16 protein-coding genes and 1 pseudogene are annotated in these 18,406 nt (G+C 66.3%); 5 read left to right on the top strand and 12 right to left on the bottom strand.

Translation table 11 applies throughout. The features are described 5' to 3' along the window. Positions 1-49 precede the first annotated feature (49 nt). The 7 genes from A9976_RS04970 to A9976_RS04940 all read right to left on the bottom strand — a co-directional run bounded on the left by A9976_RS04970 (position 50) and on the right by A9976_RS04940 (position 7,001). A complete protein-coding gene (locus A9976_RS04970) occupies positions 50-949 on the bottom strand; it encodes a LysR family transcriptional regulator (protein ID WP_034393537.1) in 900 nt (299 codons plus the stop codon). 75 nt (positions 950-1,024) lie between these two features. Continuing rightward, complete coding sequence (gene eda / locus A9976_RS04965) at positions 1,025-1,663, bottom strand: bifunctional 4-hydroxy-2-oxoglutarate aldolase/2-dehydro-3-deoxy-phosphogluconate aldolase (protein WP_183018061.1); 639 nt, start codon at positions 1,661-1,663, stop codon at positions 1,025-1,027. Then, positions 1,648-3,474, bottom strand: a complete 1,827-nt coding sequence (gene edd, locus A9976_RS04960; RefSeq protein WP_183018060.1) for a phosphogluconate dehydratase — start codon at positions 3,472-3,474, stop codon at positions 1,648-1,650. The genes eda and edd overlap by 16 nt, the downstream gene beginning before the upstream one ends. A gap of 142 nt (positions 3,475-3,616) precedes the next feature. After that, entirely contained in the window at positions 3,617-4,636 is a 1,020-nt protein-coding gene (locus A9976_RS04955) for a TRAP transporter substrate-binding protein (protein ID WP_012205590.1), read from the bottom strand. A gap of 28 nt (positions 4,637-4,664) precedes the next feature. Next, on the bottom strand, positions 4,665-5,945 hold the full coding sequence (locus tag A9976_RS04950) for a TRAP transporter large permease (RefSeq protein ID WP_012205589.1): 1,281 nt from the start codon (positions 5,943-5,945) through the stop codon (positions 4,665-4,667). A 12-nt stretch (positions 5,946-5,957) separates the two neighbouring features. Continuing rightward, entirely contained in the window at positions 5,958-6,464 is a 507-nt protein-coding gene (locus A9976_RS04945) for a TRAP transporter small permease (protein WP_183018059.1), read from the bottom strand. An 18-nt stretch (positions 6,465-6,482) separates the two neighbouring features. After that, positions 6,483-7,001: a gluconokinase gene (locus tag A9976_RS04940; protein ID WP_183018058.1), complete on the bottom strand. Its 519-nt coding sequence runs from the start codon at positions 6,999-7,001 to the stop codon at positions 6,483-6,485. Between the two features lie 225 nt (positions 7,002-7,226). On the opposite strand from A9976_RS04940, the gene A9976_RS04935 reads away from it, so the two are divergent. Next, entirely contained in the window at positions 7,227-8,321 is a 1,095-nt protein-coding gene (locus A9976_RS04935; protein ID WP_183018057.1) for a LacI family DNA-binding transcriptional regulator, read from the top strand. Between the two features lie 36 nt (positions 8,322-8,357). On the opposite strand, the gene A9976_RS04930 is transcribed toward A9976_RS04935, so the two are convergent. Continuing rightward, positions 8,358-9,329 (bottom strand): chemotaxis protein, encoded by a 972-nt coding sequence (locus tag A9976_RS04930; RefSeq protein WP_183018056.1) that lies wholly within the window; start codon positions 9,327-9,329, stop codon positions 8,358-8,360. A 240-nt stretch (positions 9,330-9,569) separates the two neighbouring features. Between A9976_RS04930 and A9976_RS04925 the strand changes: the two genes are divergently transcribed. From A9976_RS04925 to A9976_RS31700, 3 genes and pseudogenes are all read left to right on the top strand, one after another. Further along, positions 9,570-9,836, top strand: coding sequence for an antitoxin (locus A9976_RS04925; RefSeq protein WP_183018055.1), 267 nt, complete (start codon positions 9,570-9,572; stop codon positions 9,834-9,836). Then, positions 9,833-9,955: pseudogene (locus A9976_RS31705) on the top strand (type II toxin-antitoxin system VapC family toxin); the annotation flags it as partial. The gene A9976_RS04925 and the pseudogene A9976_RS31705, both read left to right, overlap by 4 nt. Before the next feature lie 68 nt (positions 9,956-10,023). Beyond that, positions 10,024-10,245, top strand: a complete 222-nt coding sequence (locus A9976_RS31700) for a type II toxin-antitoxin system VapC family toxin (protein ID WP_310889368.1) — start codon at positions 10,024-10,026, stop codon at positions 10,243-10,245. Between the two features lie 33 nt (positions 10,246-10,278). On the opposite strand, the gene accC is transcribed toward A9976_RS31700, so the two are convergent. The 4 genes from accC to scpA form a co-directional block, all read right to left on the bottom strand. Next, entirely contained in the window at positions 10,279-12,327 is a 2,049-nt protein-coding gene (accC, locus tag A9976_RS04915) for an acetyl-CoA carboxylase biotin carboxylase subunit (protein ID WP_183018054.1), read from the bottom strand. A 226-nt stretch (positions 12,328-12,553) separates the two neighbouring features. After that, positions 12,554-14,086: an acyl-CoA carboxylase subunit beta gene (locus tag A9976_RS04910; protein ID WP_183018053.1), complete on the bottom strand. Its 1,533-nt coding sequence runs from the start codon at positions 14,084-14,086 to the stop codon at positions 12,554-12,556. 56 nt (positions 14,087-14,142) lie between these two features. Then, positions 14,143-15,189, bottom strand: a complete 1,047-nt coding sequence (gene meaB, locus A9976_RS04905) for a methylmalonyl Co-A mutase-associated GTPase MeaB (RefSeq protein ID WP_220808503.1) — start codon at positions 15,187-15,189, stop codon at positions 14,143-14,145. 25 nt (positions 15,190-15,214) lie between these two features. After that, a complete protein-coding gene (gene scpA, locus A9976_RS04900; RefSeq protein ID WP_065345836.1) occupies positions 15,215-17,392 on the bottom strand; it encodes a methylmalonyl-CoA mutase in 2,178 nt (725 codons plus the stop codon). 114 nt (positions 17,393-17,506) lie between these two features. Here scpA and A9976_RS04895 point away from each other — a divergent pair, with 114 nt between their 5' ends. Continuing rightward, positions 17,507-18,142, top strand: a complete 636-nt coding sequence (locus A9976_RS04895) for a GntR family transcriptional regulator (protein ID WP_183018051.1) — start codon at positions 17,507-17,509, stop codon at positions 18,140-18,142. Positions 18,143-18,406 lie beyond the last annotated feature (264 nt).

Here is an 18,406-nt window from a genome sequence, read left to right as displayed (position 1 = left end):
AAGCCTGTGCGCCGCATGCCTGGTTTCGCAATCCGCGAAACCAGAAGGGTCAGATCGCGCGTTCGCCCTGCAACAGGGCGGCGACGACGTTGCGCAGCGCCTGTTCCTGGGCCTGGCCTTCGATGAAGGACAGCACATAGCTGCGCTCGTGCCAGTCGCCTTCCAGGGTGGCCCAACCCAGGTCGGGCTCGGGGTGGAAGCTGCGCAGCACGCCGGGCGGCATCAGTCCCACACCCAATCCCTCGCGCACCAGGGCCAGCATGGTGTCGAAGCCGCTGACGGCGAAATCGTTGCGGAACACCCTGCCCCGGCTGCGGTGGGCTCGGCGCAAAGCGGCCAGGATGGCCGAGCCCCGGCCCAGGCTGACGATGGGGCAGTCCAGCAACTGGTCCAGTACCACCGGCTCGACGGCAAAGCTGAAATGCCTGCGGCTGTAGACCAGCACCAGGCTGTCCTTGCGGTAGTCGGAGCGTGGCAGATCCACGAAGCCGCTGGTCTTCTCGAAGATGCCGATGTCGATGACCTTGTCGCGCAGCAGTTGCTGGACGATGCGGCTGTTCTCCTCCATCACCTGCAGCGTGATGTGGGGATAGCGGCGCTGGGTGACGGCGATATCGGCGGCCAGGAACTGCAGGATGGCGGATTTGGGGGCGCCAATGATGATGCGGCCGTCGCGCCCGCGGCCCAGGGCCTGGGCGTCGGCCTCCAGGCGCTCCACCAGGTTGCCTATCTGGCGGATATGGGCCAGCAGCTTGAGGCCAGGCTCGGTGGCGCGCACTCCATGGGGCTGCCGCTTGAACAGCCTGGCGCCCAGTTGCTGCTCCAGGTCACTGAGCCGCCGCGAGGCCGCCGCCACCGCCAGTTGCAGCCTGTCGGCCGCGCGCGAAATGCTGCCCTCCTCGGCAATGGCCAGCACAAGCTGCACGGTGGTGGAGTCGATCTTCATCATGGCGGCGGCCCTCTCGTCTGGCTGGAGGGCGACGATTGTGCCGCAGCGCCCCGCTGCGTCCAACCGGCCCTTTCGTCAGGCGGTACCCAGAGCCTTGGCTTCGCGGGCCAGTGCGGTGATCCGCTGCCAGTCACCCTGCTCCAGCGCATGGGCAGGCACCAGCCAGGAGCCACCCACGCAGACCACGTTGGACAGCGCCAGGAATTGGGCTGCATTGTCCGCAGACACGCCACCCGTGGGGCAGAACCGCACGTCGCCGAACGGGCCTTGCCAGGCCTTGAGCATGGCCGTGCCGCCCGCCTGTACGGCGGGGAAGAATTTCAGCTCGTCGAAGCCATCGTCCTGGGCCGCCATGATTTCGCCGCTGGTGGCCACGCCGGGCAGCAGCGGCAGCTGCAGGGCCTGGCAGGCCTGGCCCAGTGCGCTGGTGTAGCCGGGGCTCACGGCAAAGCGCGCACCGGCATTGGCGGCGGCGCGGGCATCGGCGGCGCTGCGCACGGTGCCGGCGCCCACGATGGCCTCGGGCACGGCGCGTGCAATGGCTTCGATGCTGGCCAGGCCCTGGGGCGTGCGCAGCGTGACTTCCAGTACGCGGATGCCGCCCGCGACCAGGGCCTGGGCCATGGGCACGGCATGTGCGACGTTGTGCAGGACGATGACCGGGATGACCGGCGCGTCCTGCATGATGGCCAGTGCCGTCAGTCGTTGATCCATGTGCAAGCTCCCTCTTCTGCGCTGAGCGCGTGGCGCCGGAATCCGGCAAACAGTTCGCGGCCAAAACCCCGGCCGTTGGCCTGGCGCAGTGCCTGCGGCATGGTGGCCAGGGGCCGCTGCTGCCATTCGGTGTCATCGACCAGCACGGCCAGGGTGCCGGCCACGGCGTCCAGGCGTACCAGGTCGCCGTCGCGCAGGCGCGCCAGCGGTCCGCCCACGCAGGCCTCGGGCGAGACATGGATGGCGGCGGGTATCTTGCCCGAGGCGCCGCTCATGCGGCCGTCCGTGACCAGGGCCACCTTGTAGCCCTTGCCCTGCAGCACGGCCAGCGGTGGGGTGAGCTTGTGCAGCTCGGGCATGCCGTTGGCGCGCGGACCCTGCCAGCGCACCACGCAGATGACATCGCGGTCCAGCTCGCCGGCCTTGAAGGCCTGTTGCAGCGCTTCCTGCGAGTCGAAGACGCGCGCGGGCGCCTCGACCACATGGCGGTCCTCGGGCACGGCGCTGACCTTGATCACGCTGCGCCCCAGGTTGCCGGACAGCAGCCTGAGCCCGCCCGTGGCGCTGAAAGGCGCATCGGCCGGGCGCAGCACGGACAGGTCGCCGGAGACTTCGGCCTCGTGCCAGACGAGATGGCCATCTTCCACGGCGGGAATGCGCGCAAATTCCTGCAGGCCCTCGGGCCGCACGGTGAGCACATCGCCATGCATGAGACCGGCCTTCAGCAGCTGGCCGATCACATAGCCCGGCCCGCCTGCGGCCTGGAACTGGTTCACGTCGGCGCTGCCGTTGGGATAGACGCGGGCCAGCAGCGGCACCACGCCCGAGAGTTCCGAAAAATCATTCCAGTCGATGACGATGCCTGCCGCACGCGCCACGGCCACCCAATGGATCAGGTGGTTGGTCGATCCGCCCGTGGCCAGCAGGGCCACCATGGCGTTGACGATGCAGCGCTCGTCCACCACATGGCCAATGGGCGCGAAGCGGCGGTTTTTGGTGATGGCCAGCGCGCTGCGCATGGCCTCGCGCGTGAGCAGTTCGCGCTCGCCTTCGGCCGGGTTGATGAAGGCCGTTCCCGGCACATGCAATCCCATGGCCTCCAGCAGCATTTGGTTGCTGTTGGCCGTGCCGTAGAAGGTGCAGGTGCCTTCGCCGTGGTAGGCAGCCGTTTCGGCGGCCAGCAGTTCCTTGCGGCCCACCAGGCCCTGCGCGGCCTGCTCGCGCACCTTGGCCTTGTCGCCATTGGACAGGCCCGAGGTCATGGGGCCGGCCGGCACGAACACCGTGGGCAGATGGCCGAAATGCAGGGCCCCGATCAGCAGGCCCGGCACGATCTTGTCGCAAATGCCCAGCATCAGCGCGGCGTCGAACACGTCGTGCGACAGCGCGATGGCCGTGCCCATGGCAATGGCATCCCGGCTGAACAGGCTCAGTTCCATGCCGGGCGCGCCCTGGGTCACGCCGTCGCACATGGCCGGCACGCCGCCGGCGACCTGCGCCGTGGCGCCGAGCTTGCGCGCCTCGTCCTTGAGGATGTCGGGATAGCGTGCCAGCGGCGCATGGGCCGAGAGCACGTCGTTGTACGCGGTGACGATGGCGACGTTGGGCGCCTTCTCTTCCACGATGCGTATGCGGTCGCCGCCTGGAATGCCCGCAAAGGCATGGGCCACATTGGCGCAGCCCATGGACTGGGCGCCGGGCGGGCGCGCGGCCATGGCGTCCACCTGCTCCAGGTAGGCGGCGCGTGATTGGGCACTGCGCTCGCGGATGCGGCGCGTGACCTGCTCGACGATGGGGTGGATGGTGCTCATGCGGGGTTCCTGCGGATGCGCTGATGCGCGTTTTCTCTCTGTCGCTCTATCGCTTTATTGCTTTAGCGCCGTATGGCGTTGTCTTTTCGGGAAATGTCGGCCGGGGCATCCCTCCCAGGTGCGTCCGGCCCTGAACCGAAGCTTACTTCACTGCGCGCGCCTGCTTGACGGCGGCCTGCACCTCGTCCCATGTGCCCTGGCCCACGGTCTTGGCAATGCCGGCATTCACCGCCGCGAGCTTGTCGCGCATGCGGCTGGCTTCTGCGGCGGGCAGCTCGTTCACCTGCATGCCCTTGGCCTTGATGTCGGCCAGGGCCTTGGCGGCTTCCTCGCGCGTGTCCTTGCGTTCGAACTCGCGGCTTTTGACCGCGGCATCCTGCAGCACCTTCTTCTCGGCCGGGCTCAGCGTGTCCCACCACTTCTTGCTGACGGTGACGATCCAGGGGCTGTAGACGTGGTTGGACACCGTGAGGTACTTCTGCACTTCATAGAACTTGCTGGACAGCACGGTGTTGAAGGGGTTTTCCTGGCCATCGACGGCACGGGTCTCCAGCGCCGTGAACAGCTCGGAGAACGGCAGCGGCACGGCATTGGCGCCCAGGGCCTTGAAACTGTCCAGGAAGACGTTGTTCTGCATCACGCGCAGCTTCACGTCGGCCAGGTCTTCCATCTTGGCGATGGGGCGCTTGTTGTTGGTGAGGTTGCGGAAACCGTTTTCCCAATAGACCAGGCCCACCATGCCCTTGGGCTCCAGCGTGGCCTTGACCTTCTCGCCCACGGGGCCGTCGAGCACGGCGTCGGCTTCCTTGACATTGCTGAACAGGAAGGGCGTGTCCCAGACGGCCATCTCGGGCGACAGGCCCACCAGGGTGGCGGTGGAGCCGACCATCATCTCCTGGGCGCCGCCGATCAGCGCCTGCTGCATCTGCGTGTCCGAGCCCAGCGAGGCATTGCCGATGGCACGCACCTTCATCTTGCCGCCCGTGGCCTTCTCGACCTCCTTGGCGAAGAAGCGCGCCGCGCGTCCCTGGTTGGACTCATCGACCAGGCCATAGCCGAAGCGCACGATGCGCGGCTTGAAGTCCTGGGCCATGGCCTGGCCCGTGGCGGCCAGCGTGGTGACGGCGGCCATCAGGCCGGCGAGTGCAAAGGGAATACGCATGTTCATCTCCTTGGGTTGTAGTGAGGGATCAATGCATCCAGCGCAGAGGGGCCAGGATGATTTGCGGAAAAATCACGAAAAGCACGGCAAGCAGCACATAGACCATCAGGAACGGGTTCGTGCCCTTGATCACGGTCTCCATGCGCAGCCGGCCCACGCCGGCGACCACGTTCTGCACCGTTCCCACGGGCGGCGTGATCAGGCCGATGCAGCCCACATAGATGAACATGAAGCCGAAGTAGATGGGATCGATGCCGGCCTTGACGGCCAGCGGCGCGCACACGGGGCCGAAGATCAGGATGGTTGGCGTCAGGTCCATGGCCGTGCCCACCACCAGCAGGAACAGCATCATCGTGGCCATGAACAGCACGGGACTGCCCAGCAGGCCCGAGAAGCTGTCGGCCAGCATGTTGGGCAGGTCGGCCAGGGTGATCATGTAGGCCGTCACCGTGGCGGCGCCGCACAGGAACATGACCACGGCCGTGGTCTTGGCGGCGGCCAGGAACACGGCGTACAGACGGCTCCATGTCATCTCGCGGTAGATCACCATGGACACGAACAGCGCGTAGACGGCTGCGACCACGGCCGCCTCGGTGGGCGTGAACACGCCGCCCTTGAGGCCGCCCAGGATGATGACCGGCATCATCATGGCCCAGAAGCTCTTGGCCAGTGCCTTCAGACGCGGGCCCCAGGCCATGCGCTCGCCGCGCGACAGGTCGTACTTGCGGGCGATGGACCACCAGGCAAAGATCAGGAACACGCCCATGATCAGGCCCGGCACCACGCCCGACAGGAACAGCTTGCTGATCGAGGTGTTGGTCGTCACGCCGTAGATGACGAAGGGCATGGACGGCGGAATGATGGGGGCGATGATGCCGCCCGAGGCCAGCAGGCCCGCGCTGTAGCTGTCGGGATACTTCTGGTCGCGCATCATGGGCAGCAGGATGGTGGCCAGGGCGGCGGTATCGGCAATGGCCGAGCCGCTCATGGACGCCAGCAGCACCGCCGCGCCAATGGCCACATAGCCCAGGCCGCCACGGATATGGCCCACATAGGCACGTGCCAGGTCGATGATGCGGCGCGACAGGCCGCCTGCATTCATCAGCTCGCCGGCCAGGATGAAGAAGGGCACGGCCAGCAGCGGGAAGTTGTCGAAGCCGGCCTGCAGGTTCTGCGCAAGCAGCTGCGAGTCGAAGAAGTCCAGGTGCCACATCAGCGCCACGCCGGTCAGCACCAGTGCCTGGGCGATGGGCATGCCGATCACCATGCCACCAATCAGCACGGCCAGAAAGATCAGGGTCACAACCATGGTGCGTACTCCTTACTCGACCGTCGTTTCGGCATGGTTTTCCGCCGGCGCGCCGCGACGCAGGTCGCGCAGCGACACCACCAGCAGGCCCACGGCCAGCACCAGGGTGGCCGCGGCGCCCAGGGCCAGCGGATAGCCCAGCACCGTGCTGTAGCTGTTCAGCCCGGCCTCCACCTGGGCCCAGGAGCCCCACAGCAGCAGGCCCATGCAGACCAGGACCAGCGCCTGCGACACCCAGAACAGCGCCTTGCGCGCGCCAGGCCCCACGCGCGATGTCACAAGGTCGAAGCCCAGGTGGCTGCCCTCGAACGCAGCCACGATGGCGCCAATGGCCACCAGCCAGACGAAGAGCAGGCGCGAGATTTCCTCATAGGAAACGATGCTGGTATGGAACACATAGCGCAGCACCACGTTGACGAACACGGCAATGACCATGCCGGCCAGGGCCAGCACCATCAGCACCTCGGCAAAGTGCTGCAGGCGCGGCTTGGGCCGGACTGCGGGGGAATCGGATTGCATGGGGCTTGTCTCCTGGCGTTATGGGTTTTGGGAGAAGGTGTCGGCCTGCGCCGCGGGCAGGACCTGCCAGCTTCGGGCGCGGTGCACGATGTCGGTCAGCGGCAGCGTGGCGTCCACGGACAGCACGGCGCATTCGCCATCAGGGCGTTCCAGCGTGGCGAACTGGTTGGCCACCAGCTCGGGCGAGAAGAAGTGGCCGGCGCGCTCCTGCACGCGCTGCAGCGCCGTGTCGTAGTTCAGGTCCAGGAACACGAAGCCCACGGCACCGGCCGGGCCGGCGGCACGCAGCCGGTCGCGGTACTTGCGCTTGAGGGCCGAGCAGGTCAGCACCACGCCCTGCCCCGGCGTGGCCTGGCCCAGCAGCTGTGCCAGCCGGTCCAGCCAGCCGCTGCGGTCGTCGTCGGTCAAGGGGATGCCGGCCTGCATCTTGCGGATGCTTTCCTCGGCATGGTGGGCGTCGCCCTCGTGCAGGGTCCAGCCCAGGGCATCGGCCAGGGCCTGCCCCACGCTGGACTTGCCGCAGCCGGAAACGCCCATGACGACCAGCGCCCGTGGGCGGGTATCTGCGGGGGGGGCCGCGGAGGTTGTTGGGATAGCGCTATCCATGTTCTTGCAAAAATTGGCAGACCAGGGTCTGCCTTGGATTTCGGTGTGCTTCAGAGGCCTTCGTCCGGGTTTACACGCAGGAGCAAGGGCCTTCAAATGATTGGGATAGCGCTATCATAATCTTCAACCCTCCCGCCCCAGACCTAGGACAATCCCTTGGCCCGCCAGATTCCGCCTGCCTCCCCAGAATCGCCCTCCGCCGATGTTTCCGGCCCGGCCCTGCCCGCCACGGGCCGCGCCCGCTCCTCGCGAGCCAGCGGGCGCATCACGCTCAGCGATGTGGCGCAGGCCGCTGGCGTCAGCCCCATGACGGTCTCGCGCGCCCTGCGCGGCGAGCGCCGCGTGGACCCGGCCCTGGTCGAGAAAATCCGCACGGCCGCCGCGCAGATGGGCTACGTGCCCGACCCTGCCGCACGCGCCCTGGCCTCGCAGAAAAGCGCCCAGGTGCTGGTGCTGGTGCCCATGCTGTCCAACACGCTGTTCGTGGACCTGATCGAGGCGGTCCACAAGGTGCTGTTCTCCGCGGGCTACCACGCGCTGATCGGCGTGACCCACTACGACCGGGCCGAAGAGGAACAACTGCTGCGCACCTATCTGCCCATGCGCCCGGCCGGCCTGCTGCTGACGGGTTTTGACCGCAGCCCCGCTGCGCGTGAACTGGTGCAGGCCAGCAAGGTCCCCTGCGTGCACCTGATGGAACTGGGTGGCGAGCCTGGTGCGCCCAGCGTGGGCTTTTCGCAGGCCGAGGCCGGAGCCGCCATCACGCGGCATTTGATGGAGCGCGGGCACAGGCGCATTGCCTTTTGCGCAGGCCAGCTCGATGCCCGCGTGATGCAGCGCGCCGCCGGCTACCGCCGTGCCCTGCAGGCGGCGGGCCTGCATGACCCCGCCCTGGAACTGCTCTGGCCCCGCCCCACGTCGATGGCGCTGGGCGCCGAGCTGCTGGACGCGGCCCTGCGCCTGGACCCTGCCGTCGATGCCCTGTTTTTCTGCAACGACGACATCGCCCAGGGTGCGCTGCTGGAGGCTCTGCGCCGGGGGATACGCGTGCCCGAGCAGATCGCCATCGCAGGTTTCAACGACCTGCCCGGCAGCGACCAGATGGTGCCGCCGCTGACCACCATCCGCACGCCGCGCGGCCCTATCGGCACCGAAGGTGCGCGCATGCTGCTGCAGCTGATGCGTGGCGAGGCCGTGGAGCCGCCCAGCGTGGATCTGGGCTACGAACTGGTGGTGCGGCAGAGCAGTTGAAGGGAAGAGGGCTTTGGGAGCCCTCCTGCGCGGCCATCAGCCCGGCAGCAGGCGGCGCAGGGTCTCGGCCAGATCCTCTGCCGCGAACTTGGCCACGTAGCCGTCCGCGCCGACGCTGCGCACATGGTCTTCGTTGGCCGACCCGGACAGCGAGGAATGGATGAGCACGGGAATGGAATGGAAGCGCGCGTCCTGCTTGATGTGGCGGGTGAGCGTGAAGCCGTCCATCTCGGGCATCTCCAGGTCGGTCAGCACCAGGGCGACCTTGTCGGCCGCCGTCAGTCCCTCTGCCTGGGCGCTGTCGGCGATGGCGTTGAGGCGGTCCCAGGCCTCCTTGCCGGACTTGAGCATTTCATACGGTGCCTGCAGGACCTTGAGCTCCTTCTCGATCAGCGAGCGCGCCACGAAGGAATCATCGGCGGCCAGCACGATGGCGCCGGGCTTGAGCTTGAGCCTGGCGCCCACTTTTTCCGGCGTGATTTCCTGGGCGTCGGTGGGAGACACCAATTGCAGGATGGCCTCCACATCCAGCACCTGGGCCAGGCGCGAGTTGTCGGTGTCGCCATCCAGGCGGGCGATGCTGGTGACCAGCTTGCCGCCGGTGCCGCTGGCCTCGGCCGACAGCACCTGCTTCCAGTCCAGGCGCACGATGTCCTCGACGGCCTCCACCGCGAATGCCTGGGTGGTGCGCGCATATTCGGTGACCAGCATGATGTTCAGGCCGGTCTGGGGCTTGCAGCCCATGATGGCGGGAAGATTCAGCACCGGGATCACCTGCCCGCGCAGGTTCGCCACACCCAGCGAATGGGCCGTGCCCCCCGCGATGGGCGTGATGTGCGGCATGGCCACGATTTCGCGGACCTTGAACACATTGATCCCGAACAGCTCGGACTGGCCCAGGCCGGAGTCGCTGCCCAGCCGGAACAACAGCAGCTCGAACTTGTTGTTGCTGGTGAGGTTGGTGCGCTCGTCGATCTCTCTTTGAGCTGCCTTGGAATTGAGGTTCATGCCGGTCCTGGAGAGTGACACATATTTTTACAAATTCTAAAGCGAGCGCCTCGGATTTAGCAAAAATTTATTGCGCAAGGCAGTTTGCCTGTGGCGCCAACAACGCAGCAGCGCTGGGTCAAGGTATGGGCAGTCCGTGCGCCAGCGCCGTCGGGTTCGAGGCCGGATCTGAACAGACAGATCCATATCCGGTCAATATAGGAAGATGGATCTTTCCGCCAGCACCATGAGGAGCGCGCCATGCCACCCGTTACCGCCCAACTTTTCGCCACCGATGGCGTTCAAGCCGTAAAGCTGCCTGCCGAGTTTCGCTTCGAAGATCGAGCCGAGGTGTATATCCGCCGCGATGAAAACACCGGAGACGTCGTTCTTTCGACCATTCCTCGCGCGGACTGGAGTGAATTCATGCGGCTGCGCCACCAGCTGGGGCATGCGGCCGAGTCGGCCCTCCCCGTGCGCCAACAGGGCAGCGAGCAACGCGATCCCTTCCAAGGTTGGGAGGAATGATGCTGTACATGCTGGACACCAATGCCGCCAGCGAAGCCATCCGGGGCAATCCCTTGTTTGATGCGCGCTTGCAAGCCCTCGCACCAGGGCAGTGGTGCGTAGGTGCAGTGACCTGTTCCGAGCTGCGCTATGGAATTGCCCGGCGGCCCGAGGCGGTACGGCTGGCACGGCTCGCGGAGGCGTTCCTGTGCACATCACCGCCATCCTGCCCTGGGACGCCAGGGCGGCCAACCAGCATGGTCAGTTGCGTGCTTATCTGCGTGCCCAGGACTCGCCGATTGGAGACTTCGACGAAATGATCGCCGCACATGCGCTGGCCCTGGACGCGATCCTGGTCACAGACAATGTGCGGCATTTCGAGCGCATTCCCGGGCTCAGGATCGAAAACTGGCTGCGCCAGGGGCATTGATCCCGGCGCCGGGAAAGAGGTCACGCAGAGGAATCACTCGAATTCCAGGATCACATCGTCCACGGCCAGCGAATCGCCCTTGCTGGCGCTGATCTTGCCGACCACGCCGTCCTGCGAGGCGAACAGGATGTTCTCCATCTTCATGGCCTCGATCACTGCCAGCTTCTCGCCCGCCTGCACCTTCTGGCCCGGTTGCACGGCCACGTCCACCAGCAGCCCCGGCATGGGCGACAGCAGGAACCTGGACAGGTCCGGCGGCGCCTTGTAGGGCATGAGGCGGTGCAGTTCGCCGCCGCGCGGCGAGAGCACCAGGGCCTCGATCTGCGTGCCGTTGTGGATGACGCGCAGGGCCAGCGGGTTTCGGGCCGTGCCGCGCTCGACCTGGGCCGTGAAAGGCTTGCCGTTGCAGCTGCCCTGCACGCACATGGCACGCATGGGGGTCTCGCTGCGGAAGGTGTAGGGCTTGCCATCCACCGTGACGGTACTGGCGCGGCTTTCGGCATCGAAGTCCGAGACCTGCACGGCGCGGTATTGGTGCTGGCCTTCGGCGCCCAGCACGACCACGCAGTAGTCGGCCGAAACCTTGAGCTCGTGCCCCCGCATCTGGCCGCTGATGGTGGCGGCGCGTGCGCGGTAGCGGCGGTTCATGTGGCCGGCCAGGGCGACCAGGAAGTCCGGATCGCCGTGGGGCACGTCCTCGGCGTGGAAGCCGTGGGAGTAGTGCTCGGCGATGAAGCCGGTGTTGAAGTCGCCGCTCTTGAACTTGGGATGGGCCAGCAGCGCGGCCTGGAACGGGATGTTGGAGCTGATGCCCCGGATCACGAAGGCATTGAGCGCCTCGCGCATCTTGGCGATGGCGTCGTTGCGGTCGCTGCCGTGCACGATGAGCTTGGCGATCATCGAGTCGTAGAACATGGGGATCTCGCCGCCTTCGTAGACGCCCGTGTCCACGCGCACGCCATGCAGGTGGCCGGTGTCGGCCTGCCACATGGACTGCTCGGGCGGCGCAAAGCGTACCAGGCGGCCCGTGGAGGGCAGGAAGTTGCGGAACGGGTCCTCGGCATTGATGCGGCACTCGATGGCCCAGCCATTGCGCTTGACGTCTTCCTGCGCGATGGCCAGCTTCTCGCCAGCGGCCACGCGGATCATCTGCTCTACCAGGTCCAGGCCTGTGATGCACTCGGTCACCGGGTGCTCCACCTGCAGGCGGGTGTTCATTTCCAGGAAGTAGAAATCCTGGTCCTTGCCGACCACGAATTCCACCGTGCCCGCGCTCTGGTAGCCCACGGCCTTGGCCAGGGCCACGGCCTGCTCGCCCATGGCGCGGCGCGTGGCGTCGCTGATGAAGGGGGACGGCGCCTCTTCGATCACCTTCTGGTGCCGGCGCTGGATGGAGCATTCGCGCTCGTTCAGGTAGATCACGTTGCCGTGGCCGTCGCCCAGCACCTGGATCTCGATGTGGCGCGGCTCCTGCACGAACTTCTCGATGAAGATGCGGTCGTCGCCGAAGCTGTTGCGTGCCTCGTTCTGGCAGCTGGCAAAGCCCTCGAAGGCTTCCTTGTCGTTGTAGGCCACGCGCAGGCCCTTGCCGCCGCCGCCGGCGCTGGCCTTGATCATCACGGGGTAGCCGATGCCCTTGGCGATTTCCACGGCGGCCTCGGGGCCGGCAATGGGGTCGTTGTAGCCGGGGATGGTGCTCACGCCGGCCTTGTCGGCCAGCTTCTTGGAGGCGATCTTGTCGCCCATGGCCGCAATGGCCGCGTGCTTGGGGCCGATGAAGGTGATGCCCTCTTCCTCCACGCGCCGGGCGAAGGCCTCGTTCTCGGACAGGAATCCGTAGCCCGGGTGCACGGCCTGGGCGCCGGTCTGCTTGCAGGCGGCAATGATGCGGTCGGCCTGCAGGTAGGACTCGCGGCTGGGCGCGGCGCCTATGTGCACGGCCTCGTCGGCCAGCTTGACGTGGCGTGCCTCGCGGTCCGCATCGGAGTACACCGCCACGGTCTGTATGCCCATCTTGCGGGCGGTGGCGATAACGCGGCAGGCAATCTCGCCGCGGTTGGCAATCAGGATCTTCTTGAACATCTTCTTAGCCCATTCTTGGAACTAAATCATGGGAACCGGAGCTGTAGTCAGCTTCGCTGTCCCTGTTTTGCGCTTCGCCAGCACTGTCAGTAACCGGCGCGACCAAAGCGAGGGACACCGAGGAAGGGACTAGGCCGGCCGCGCCGCCCCGCACCGAGGGTGTCGTCCCCCTACCTCGCGAAGCGAGTTAGAGAGGGGGAAGCGGCGTAGCCGCTCAGGGGGTGCTTCACAAGGGAATGTTTCCATGCTTGCGCCACGGATTTTCCAGCTGCTTGTTCTTGAGCATCTGCAGCGAGCGGCAGATGCGCTTGCGCGTCTCATGCGGCTGGATCACATCGTCGATGAAACCGCGCGCGCCTGCCACGAAGGGGTTGGCGAAACGGGCCTTGTACTCGGCCTCGCGCGCGGCCAGCTTGGAGGGGTCGTTCTTGTCCTCGCGGAAGATGATCTCCACGGCGCCCTTGGCGCCCATCACGGCGATCTCGGCATGGGGCCAGGCCAGGTTGACGTCGCCGCGCAGGTGCTTGGAGGCCATCACGTCATAGGCGCCGCCGTAGGCCTTGCGCGTGATGACGGTGATTTTCGGCACCGTGGCCTCGGCATAGGCATACAGCAGCTTGGCGCCGTGCTTGATGATGCCGCCGTACTCCTGGCTGGTGCCGGGCATGAAGCCGGGCACATCCACGAAGGTGACCACGGGGATGTTGAAGGCATCGCAGAAACGCACGAAGCGCGCGGCCTTGATGGAACTCTTGATGTCCAGGCAGCCGGCCAGCACCAGGGGCTGGTTGGCGACGATGCCCACGGTCTGCCCGTCCATGCGCGCGAAGCCGGTGACGATGTTCCTGGCGTAGTCGGGCTGCAGCTCGAAGAAGTCGCCATCGTCCACGGTCTTGAGGATCAGCTCCTTCATGTCGTAGGGCTTGTTGGCGTTGTCGGGCACCAGGGTGTCCAGCGACCTGTCGGCACGGTCCACGGGGTCCGAGGTGTAGCGCACCGGCGCCTTCTCGCGGTTGTTCAGCGGCAGGTAGTTGTACAGGCGGCGCAGCATCATCAGCGCCTCCACATCGTTGTCGAAGGCCATGTCGGCCACGCCGCTGCGCGTGGTGTGGGTGATGGCGCCGCCCAACTCCTCGGCCGTGACTTCCTCGTGCGTCACGGTCTTCACCACTTCGGGGCCGGTGACGAACATGTAGCTGCTGTCCTTGACCATGAAGATGAAGTCCGTCATGGCCGGCGAGTACACGGCACCGCCCGCGCAGGGGCCCATGATCATGGAGATCTGCGGCACCACGCCGCTGGCCAGCACGTTCTTCTGGAACACGTCGGCATAGCCGCCCAGGGAGGCCACGCCCTCCTGGATGCGGGCGCCGCCCGAGTCGTTGAGGCCGATCACGGGCGCGCCGACCTTCATGGCCTGGTCCATGATCTTGCAGATCTTCTCGGCATGGGTCTCGGACAGCGCGCCGCCGAAGACGGTGAAGTCCTGGCTGAAGACGAAGACCAGGCGGCCGTTGATCATGCCGTAGCCGGTGACCACGCCGTCGCCGGGGATCTTGCTGTCTTCCATGCCGAAGTCGGTGCAGCGGTGCTCGACGAACATGTCCCATTCCTCGAAGGTGCCGTCGTCCAGCAGCAGCTCGATGCGCTCGCGCGCCGTGAGCTTGCCCTTCTTGTGCTGTGCGTCTATGCGCTTTTGGCCGCCCCCCAGGCGGGCCTGTTCGCGCTTTGTCTCCAGTTGATCCAGGATGTCTTGCATGCTGCGATTCCTCTAACGTCTAACGATACGGGTTGCTGGTGTTGTCTTGTCTGCGGTCACTGCGGCGCTGCGGCGGGGGCTGCAGCCGGTGCAGGAGCGGGTGCCATCGCGGGCCCGGCCTGCGCCTGCAGCAGAGTTCTGGCGGCCGTGCTGGCCGCGATCCGCCCTGCTGCCACGTCGGCCTGCAGCTGGGGCAGCAGCGCCCGCACCTGCGGATGCTGCCGGAAGGCCTGCTTGAGGCCGGAGTCGATGCGCTCCCACATCCAGGACAGTGCCTGGCGTTCACGGCGCAGCGCCAGGCGGCCGTTGGCCTGCTGCAGGCGGCGGAATTCCTCCACCGCGCTCCAGAAGCCGTCAACGCCCTCTTTCTTGAGCGCGCTGATGGTGATGACCTGGGGCTGCCACAGGCGTTCGTCGTGGTGGGCATGCTCGGGGTTGCCGTGCATGCCCAGCAGGCGCAGGCTGGAGGTGATCTGCGCCTGCGCGCGCGTGGCGGCATGGGGATCGATGTCGGCCTTGTTGATGACGACCAGGTCGGCCAGCTCCATCACGCCCTTCTTGATGGCCTGCAGGTCATCGCCCGCATTGGGCAGTTGCAGCAGGCAGAACATGTCGCACATGCCCTGAACGGCGATCTCGCTCTGGCCCACACCCACGGTCTCGACGATGACCACATCGTAGCCAGCCGCCTCGCAGACCAGCATGGCCTCGCGGGTTTTCTCGGCCACGCCGCCCAGGGTGCCGCTGCTGGGGCTGGGGCGGATGTAGGCGTCCAGGTGGACGGACAACTGCTCCATGCGCGTCTTGTCGCCAAGGATGGAGCCGCCCGACACGGTGGACGAGGGGTCGATGGCCAGCACCGCCACCCGCAGGCCGCGTGCGATGAGGAACAGGCCCAGCGTTTCGATGAAGGTGCTCTTGCCCACGCCCGGCACGCCGCTGATGCCCAGGCGGAAAGACCCGCCCGTATGCGGCAGCAGGGCCGTGAGCAGCACATCGGCCGCCGCACGGTGGTCGGCGCGCGTGGATTCCAGCAGGGTGATGGCCTTGGCCATGGCCCGGCGCTGAACGGCGGGGTTGCCGTTCAGGATGCCGTCTTGCATTTGCTCGGGAGTCACTGCGGCGGGCTCAGAGGCTGTTGGCCTGGCGGATCTGTTCGAGCACATCCTTGGCGCTGGCAGGTATGGGGGTGCCCGGGCCATAGACGCCCTTGACACCGGCGTTGTAGAGGAAGTCGTAGTCCTGCGCGGGAATCACGCCGCCCACGAAGACGATGATGTCGTCCGCGCCCTGGCGGCGCAGCTCCTCGATGATGGCCGGCACCAGGGTCTTGTGGCCGGCTGCCAGCGTGGACACGCCCACGGCGTGCACGTCGTTCTCGATGGCCTGGCGCGCGCATTCCTCGGGCGTCTGGAACAGCGGTCCCATGTCCACGTCGAAGCCCAGGTCGGCAAAGGCCGTGGCCACCACCTTGGCGCCGCGGTCATGGCCGTCCTGGCCCAACTTGGCGATCATCACGCGCGGGCGGCGGCCCAGTTGCTCGGACGATGCATCGATCTCGCCCTTGAGCTTTTCCCAGCCCTCGGCCGAGTCGTAGGCTGCTGCATACACGCCGGTCACCTTCTGCGTATCGGCGCGGTGGCGCCCGAAAACCTTCTCCAGTGCATCCGAGACCTCGCCCACCGTGGCGCGCAGGCGCACGGCCTGGATGGCCAGGTCCAGCAGGTTGCCCTCGCCGCTTTCGGCGGCCTGGGTCAGCGCCTGCAGGGCGGCCTCGACCTTGGCCGCATCGCGGCTGGCCTTGATCTGGTTCAGGCGTGCGATCTGGCTGTCGCGCACCTTGACGTTGTCCACCTCGAGGATGTCGATGGCGTCTTCCTTGGCCAGCTTGTACTTGTTGACGCCGACGATGACGTCCTTGCCCGAGTCGATGCGCGCCTGCTTCTCGGCGGCGGCGGCCTCGATCTTGAGCTTGGCCCAGCCCGAATCCACGGCGGCCGTCATGCCGCCCATGGCCTCGACCTCCTCGATGATCTTCCAGGCGGCGTCGGCCATGTCCTGGGTCAGCTTTTCCATCATGTAGCTGCCGGCCCAGGGGTCGATCACATTGGTGATGTGGGTCTCTTCCTGGATGATCAGCTGCGTATTGCGCGCAATGCGGGCCGAGAACTCGGTGGGCAGCGCAATGGCTTCGTCGAAACTGTTGGTGTGCAGGCTCTGCGTGCCGCCGAACACCGCGGCCATGGCCTCGATGGTGGTGCGCACCACGTTGTTGTAGGGGTCCTGCTCGGTCAGCGACCAGCCCGAAGTCTGGCAGTGCGTGCGCAGCATCAGGCTCTTGGCCTTCTTGGCGCCGAAGCCCTTCATGATGCGGCACCACAGCAGGCGGGCCGCGCGCATCTTGGCGATCTCCAGGTAGAAATTCATGCCGATGGCCCAGAAGAAGGACAGCCGACCTGCGAAATCGTCCACATCCATGCCCTTGGCCGTGGCGGTCTTGACGTACTCCTTGCCGTCGGCCAGCGTGAAGGCCAGCTCCAGCGCCTGGTTGGCGCCCGCCTCCTGCATGTGGTAGCCCGAGATCGAGATCGAGTTGAACTTGGGCATGTTCTTGCTCGTGTACTCGATGATGTCGCCGATGATGCGCATCGACGGCTGGGGCGGGTAGATATAGGTGTTGCGGACCATGAACTCCTTGAGGATGTCGTTCTGTATGGTCCCCGACAGCTGGTCCTGGGCCACGCCCTGCTCCTCGGCCGCCACCACGTAGCCGGCCAGCACGGGCAGCACGGCGCCGTTCATGGTCATGGACACGCTGATCTTGTCCAGCGGGATCTGGTCGAACAGCACCTTCATGTCCTCGACCGAATCGATGGCCACGCCGGCCTTGCCCACGTCGCCCGTGACGCGCGGATGGTCGCTGTCGTAGCCCCGGTGCGTGGCCAGGTCGAAGGCCACCGACACGCCCTGCCCGCCGGCGGCCAGCGCCTTGCGGTAGAAGGCGTTGGACTCCTCGGCCGTTGAAAAGCCCGCGTACTGGCGAATGGTCCAGGGCCGGCCCGCGTACATGGTGGCCTGCGGGCCGCGGATGTAGGGCTCGAAGCCTGGCAGGCTATCCGTATGGGGCAGGTTGGCCGTGTCTGCAGCCGTGTACAGCGGCTTGACGTCGATGCCGTCGGGCGTGGTCCAGTGCAGTGCCTGGATGTCGCCCCCGGGAGCGGCCTTGGCGGCCGCCTGGGCCCATTTCTGCAGGTCGGCAGTTGCGAATTCCTGGCCGTTCTGCGCTGTCGGATGGTCTTGTCTCATGTTCTCAGGCTCGTGAATGACAGGTGCCCTTGAGGGCATGCCCCAGAGCTGCCGCAGTTTACATCATTCATAATTATTCATTCAAAATATCTTTGCCGATACAATCCGGGCCACATGTCGACAAACACCCTCACTCCCCGTGCGCTCTACGAACAGGTGGCCGAGAAGCTGCGCCTGCGCATCTTCGAGCATGAGCTGGCACCCGGTGACTGGATCGACGAACTGAAGATTGCCGAGGAATACGGCATCAGCCGCACCCCGCTGCGCGAGGCCCTGAAGGTGCTGGCCGCCGAGGGCCTGGTCACCATGAAGGTGCGCCGCGGCGCCTATGTGACCGAGGTGTCGTCCAAGGACATTGCCGATGTCTACCACCTGCTGAGCCTGCTGGAATCCGATGCCGTGCAGGTGGTGGCCGACTCGGGCAGCGACGAAGAGCTTGCCGCCCTGCAGCAGACCCACGAGGAACTCAAGGCGCAGACGCGCGATGCAGACCGCTTCTTCGAACTCAACGAGAGCTTTCACATGCAGCTGCTGCAGATCGCCGACAACCGCTGGCGCAACCAGCTGGTGGCCGATCTGCGCAAGGTGATGAAGCTCAACCGGCACAAGTCGCTGTTCAAGCAGGGCCGCATCGAGGATTCGCTGGCCGAGCACGAGACCGTCATGCAGGCCCTGCTGCGCCGCGATGGCGCTGCAGCGGCCCAGGCCATGCGTCAGCATTTCCAGAACGGCCTGGCTGCGGCGTCCTGAAGCCTGCCGTTCGGCGCCCCTGCACAGCCGGCACCATCTGGCGCGGCCATGTCGCGCAGGCGGCCGCCCCGTCTGGAATCGGGCCCGGTGTGCAACGGTGGCGACGTAGGCAGACATGCGGCTCCTGGTTGGTTTCAGAGTGGACACACGAAAACGCTGCAGTGCAGCATAAACGCGTGCGCCGCACCCTCTCATATCCGAAGCTGACGCCAGGGCCTGCGGAAAGCCCCGGCTATCATCAGCGGCTACATCCACTTCGGCCTG

Source organism: Delftia sp. UME58 (genome assembly GCF_014170385.1).
Classification (GTDB): Bacteria; Pseudomonadota; Gammaproteobacteria; order Burkholderiales; family Burkholderiaceae_C; genus Comamonas; species Comamonas acidovorans.
The sequence above is the reverse complement of the archived record's forward strand: the minus strand, read 5'-3'. Positions and strand labels throughout refer to the sequence as shown.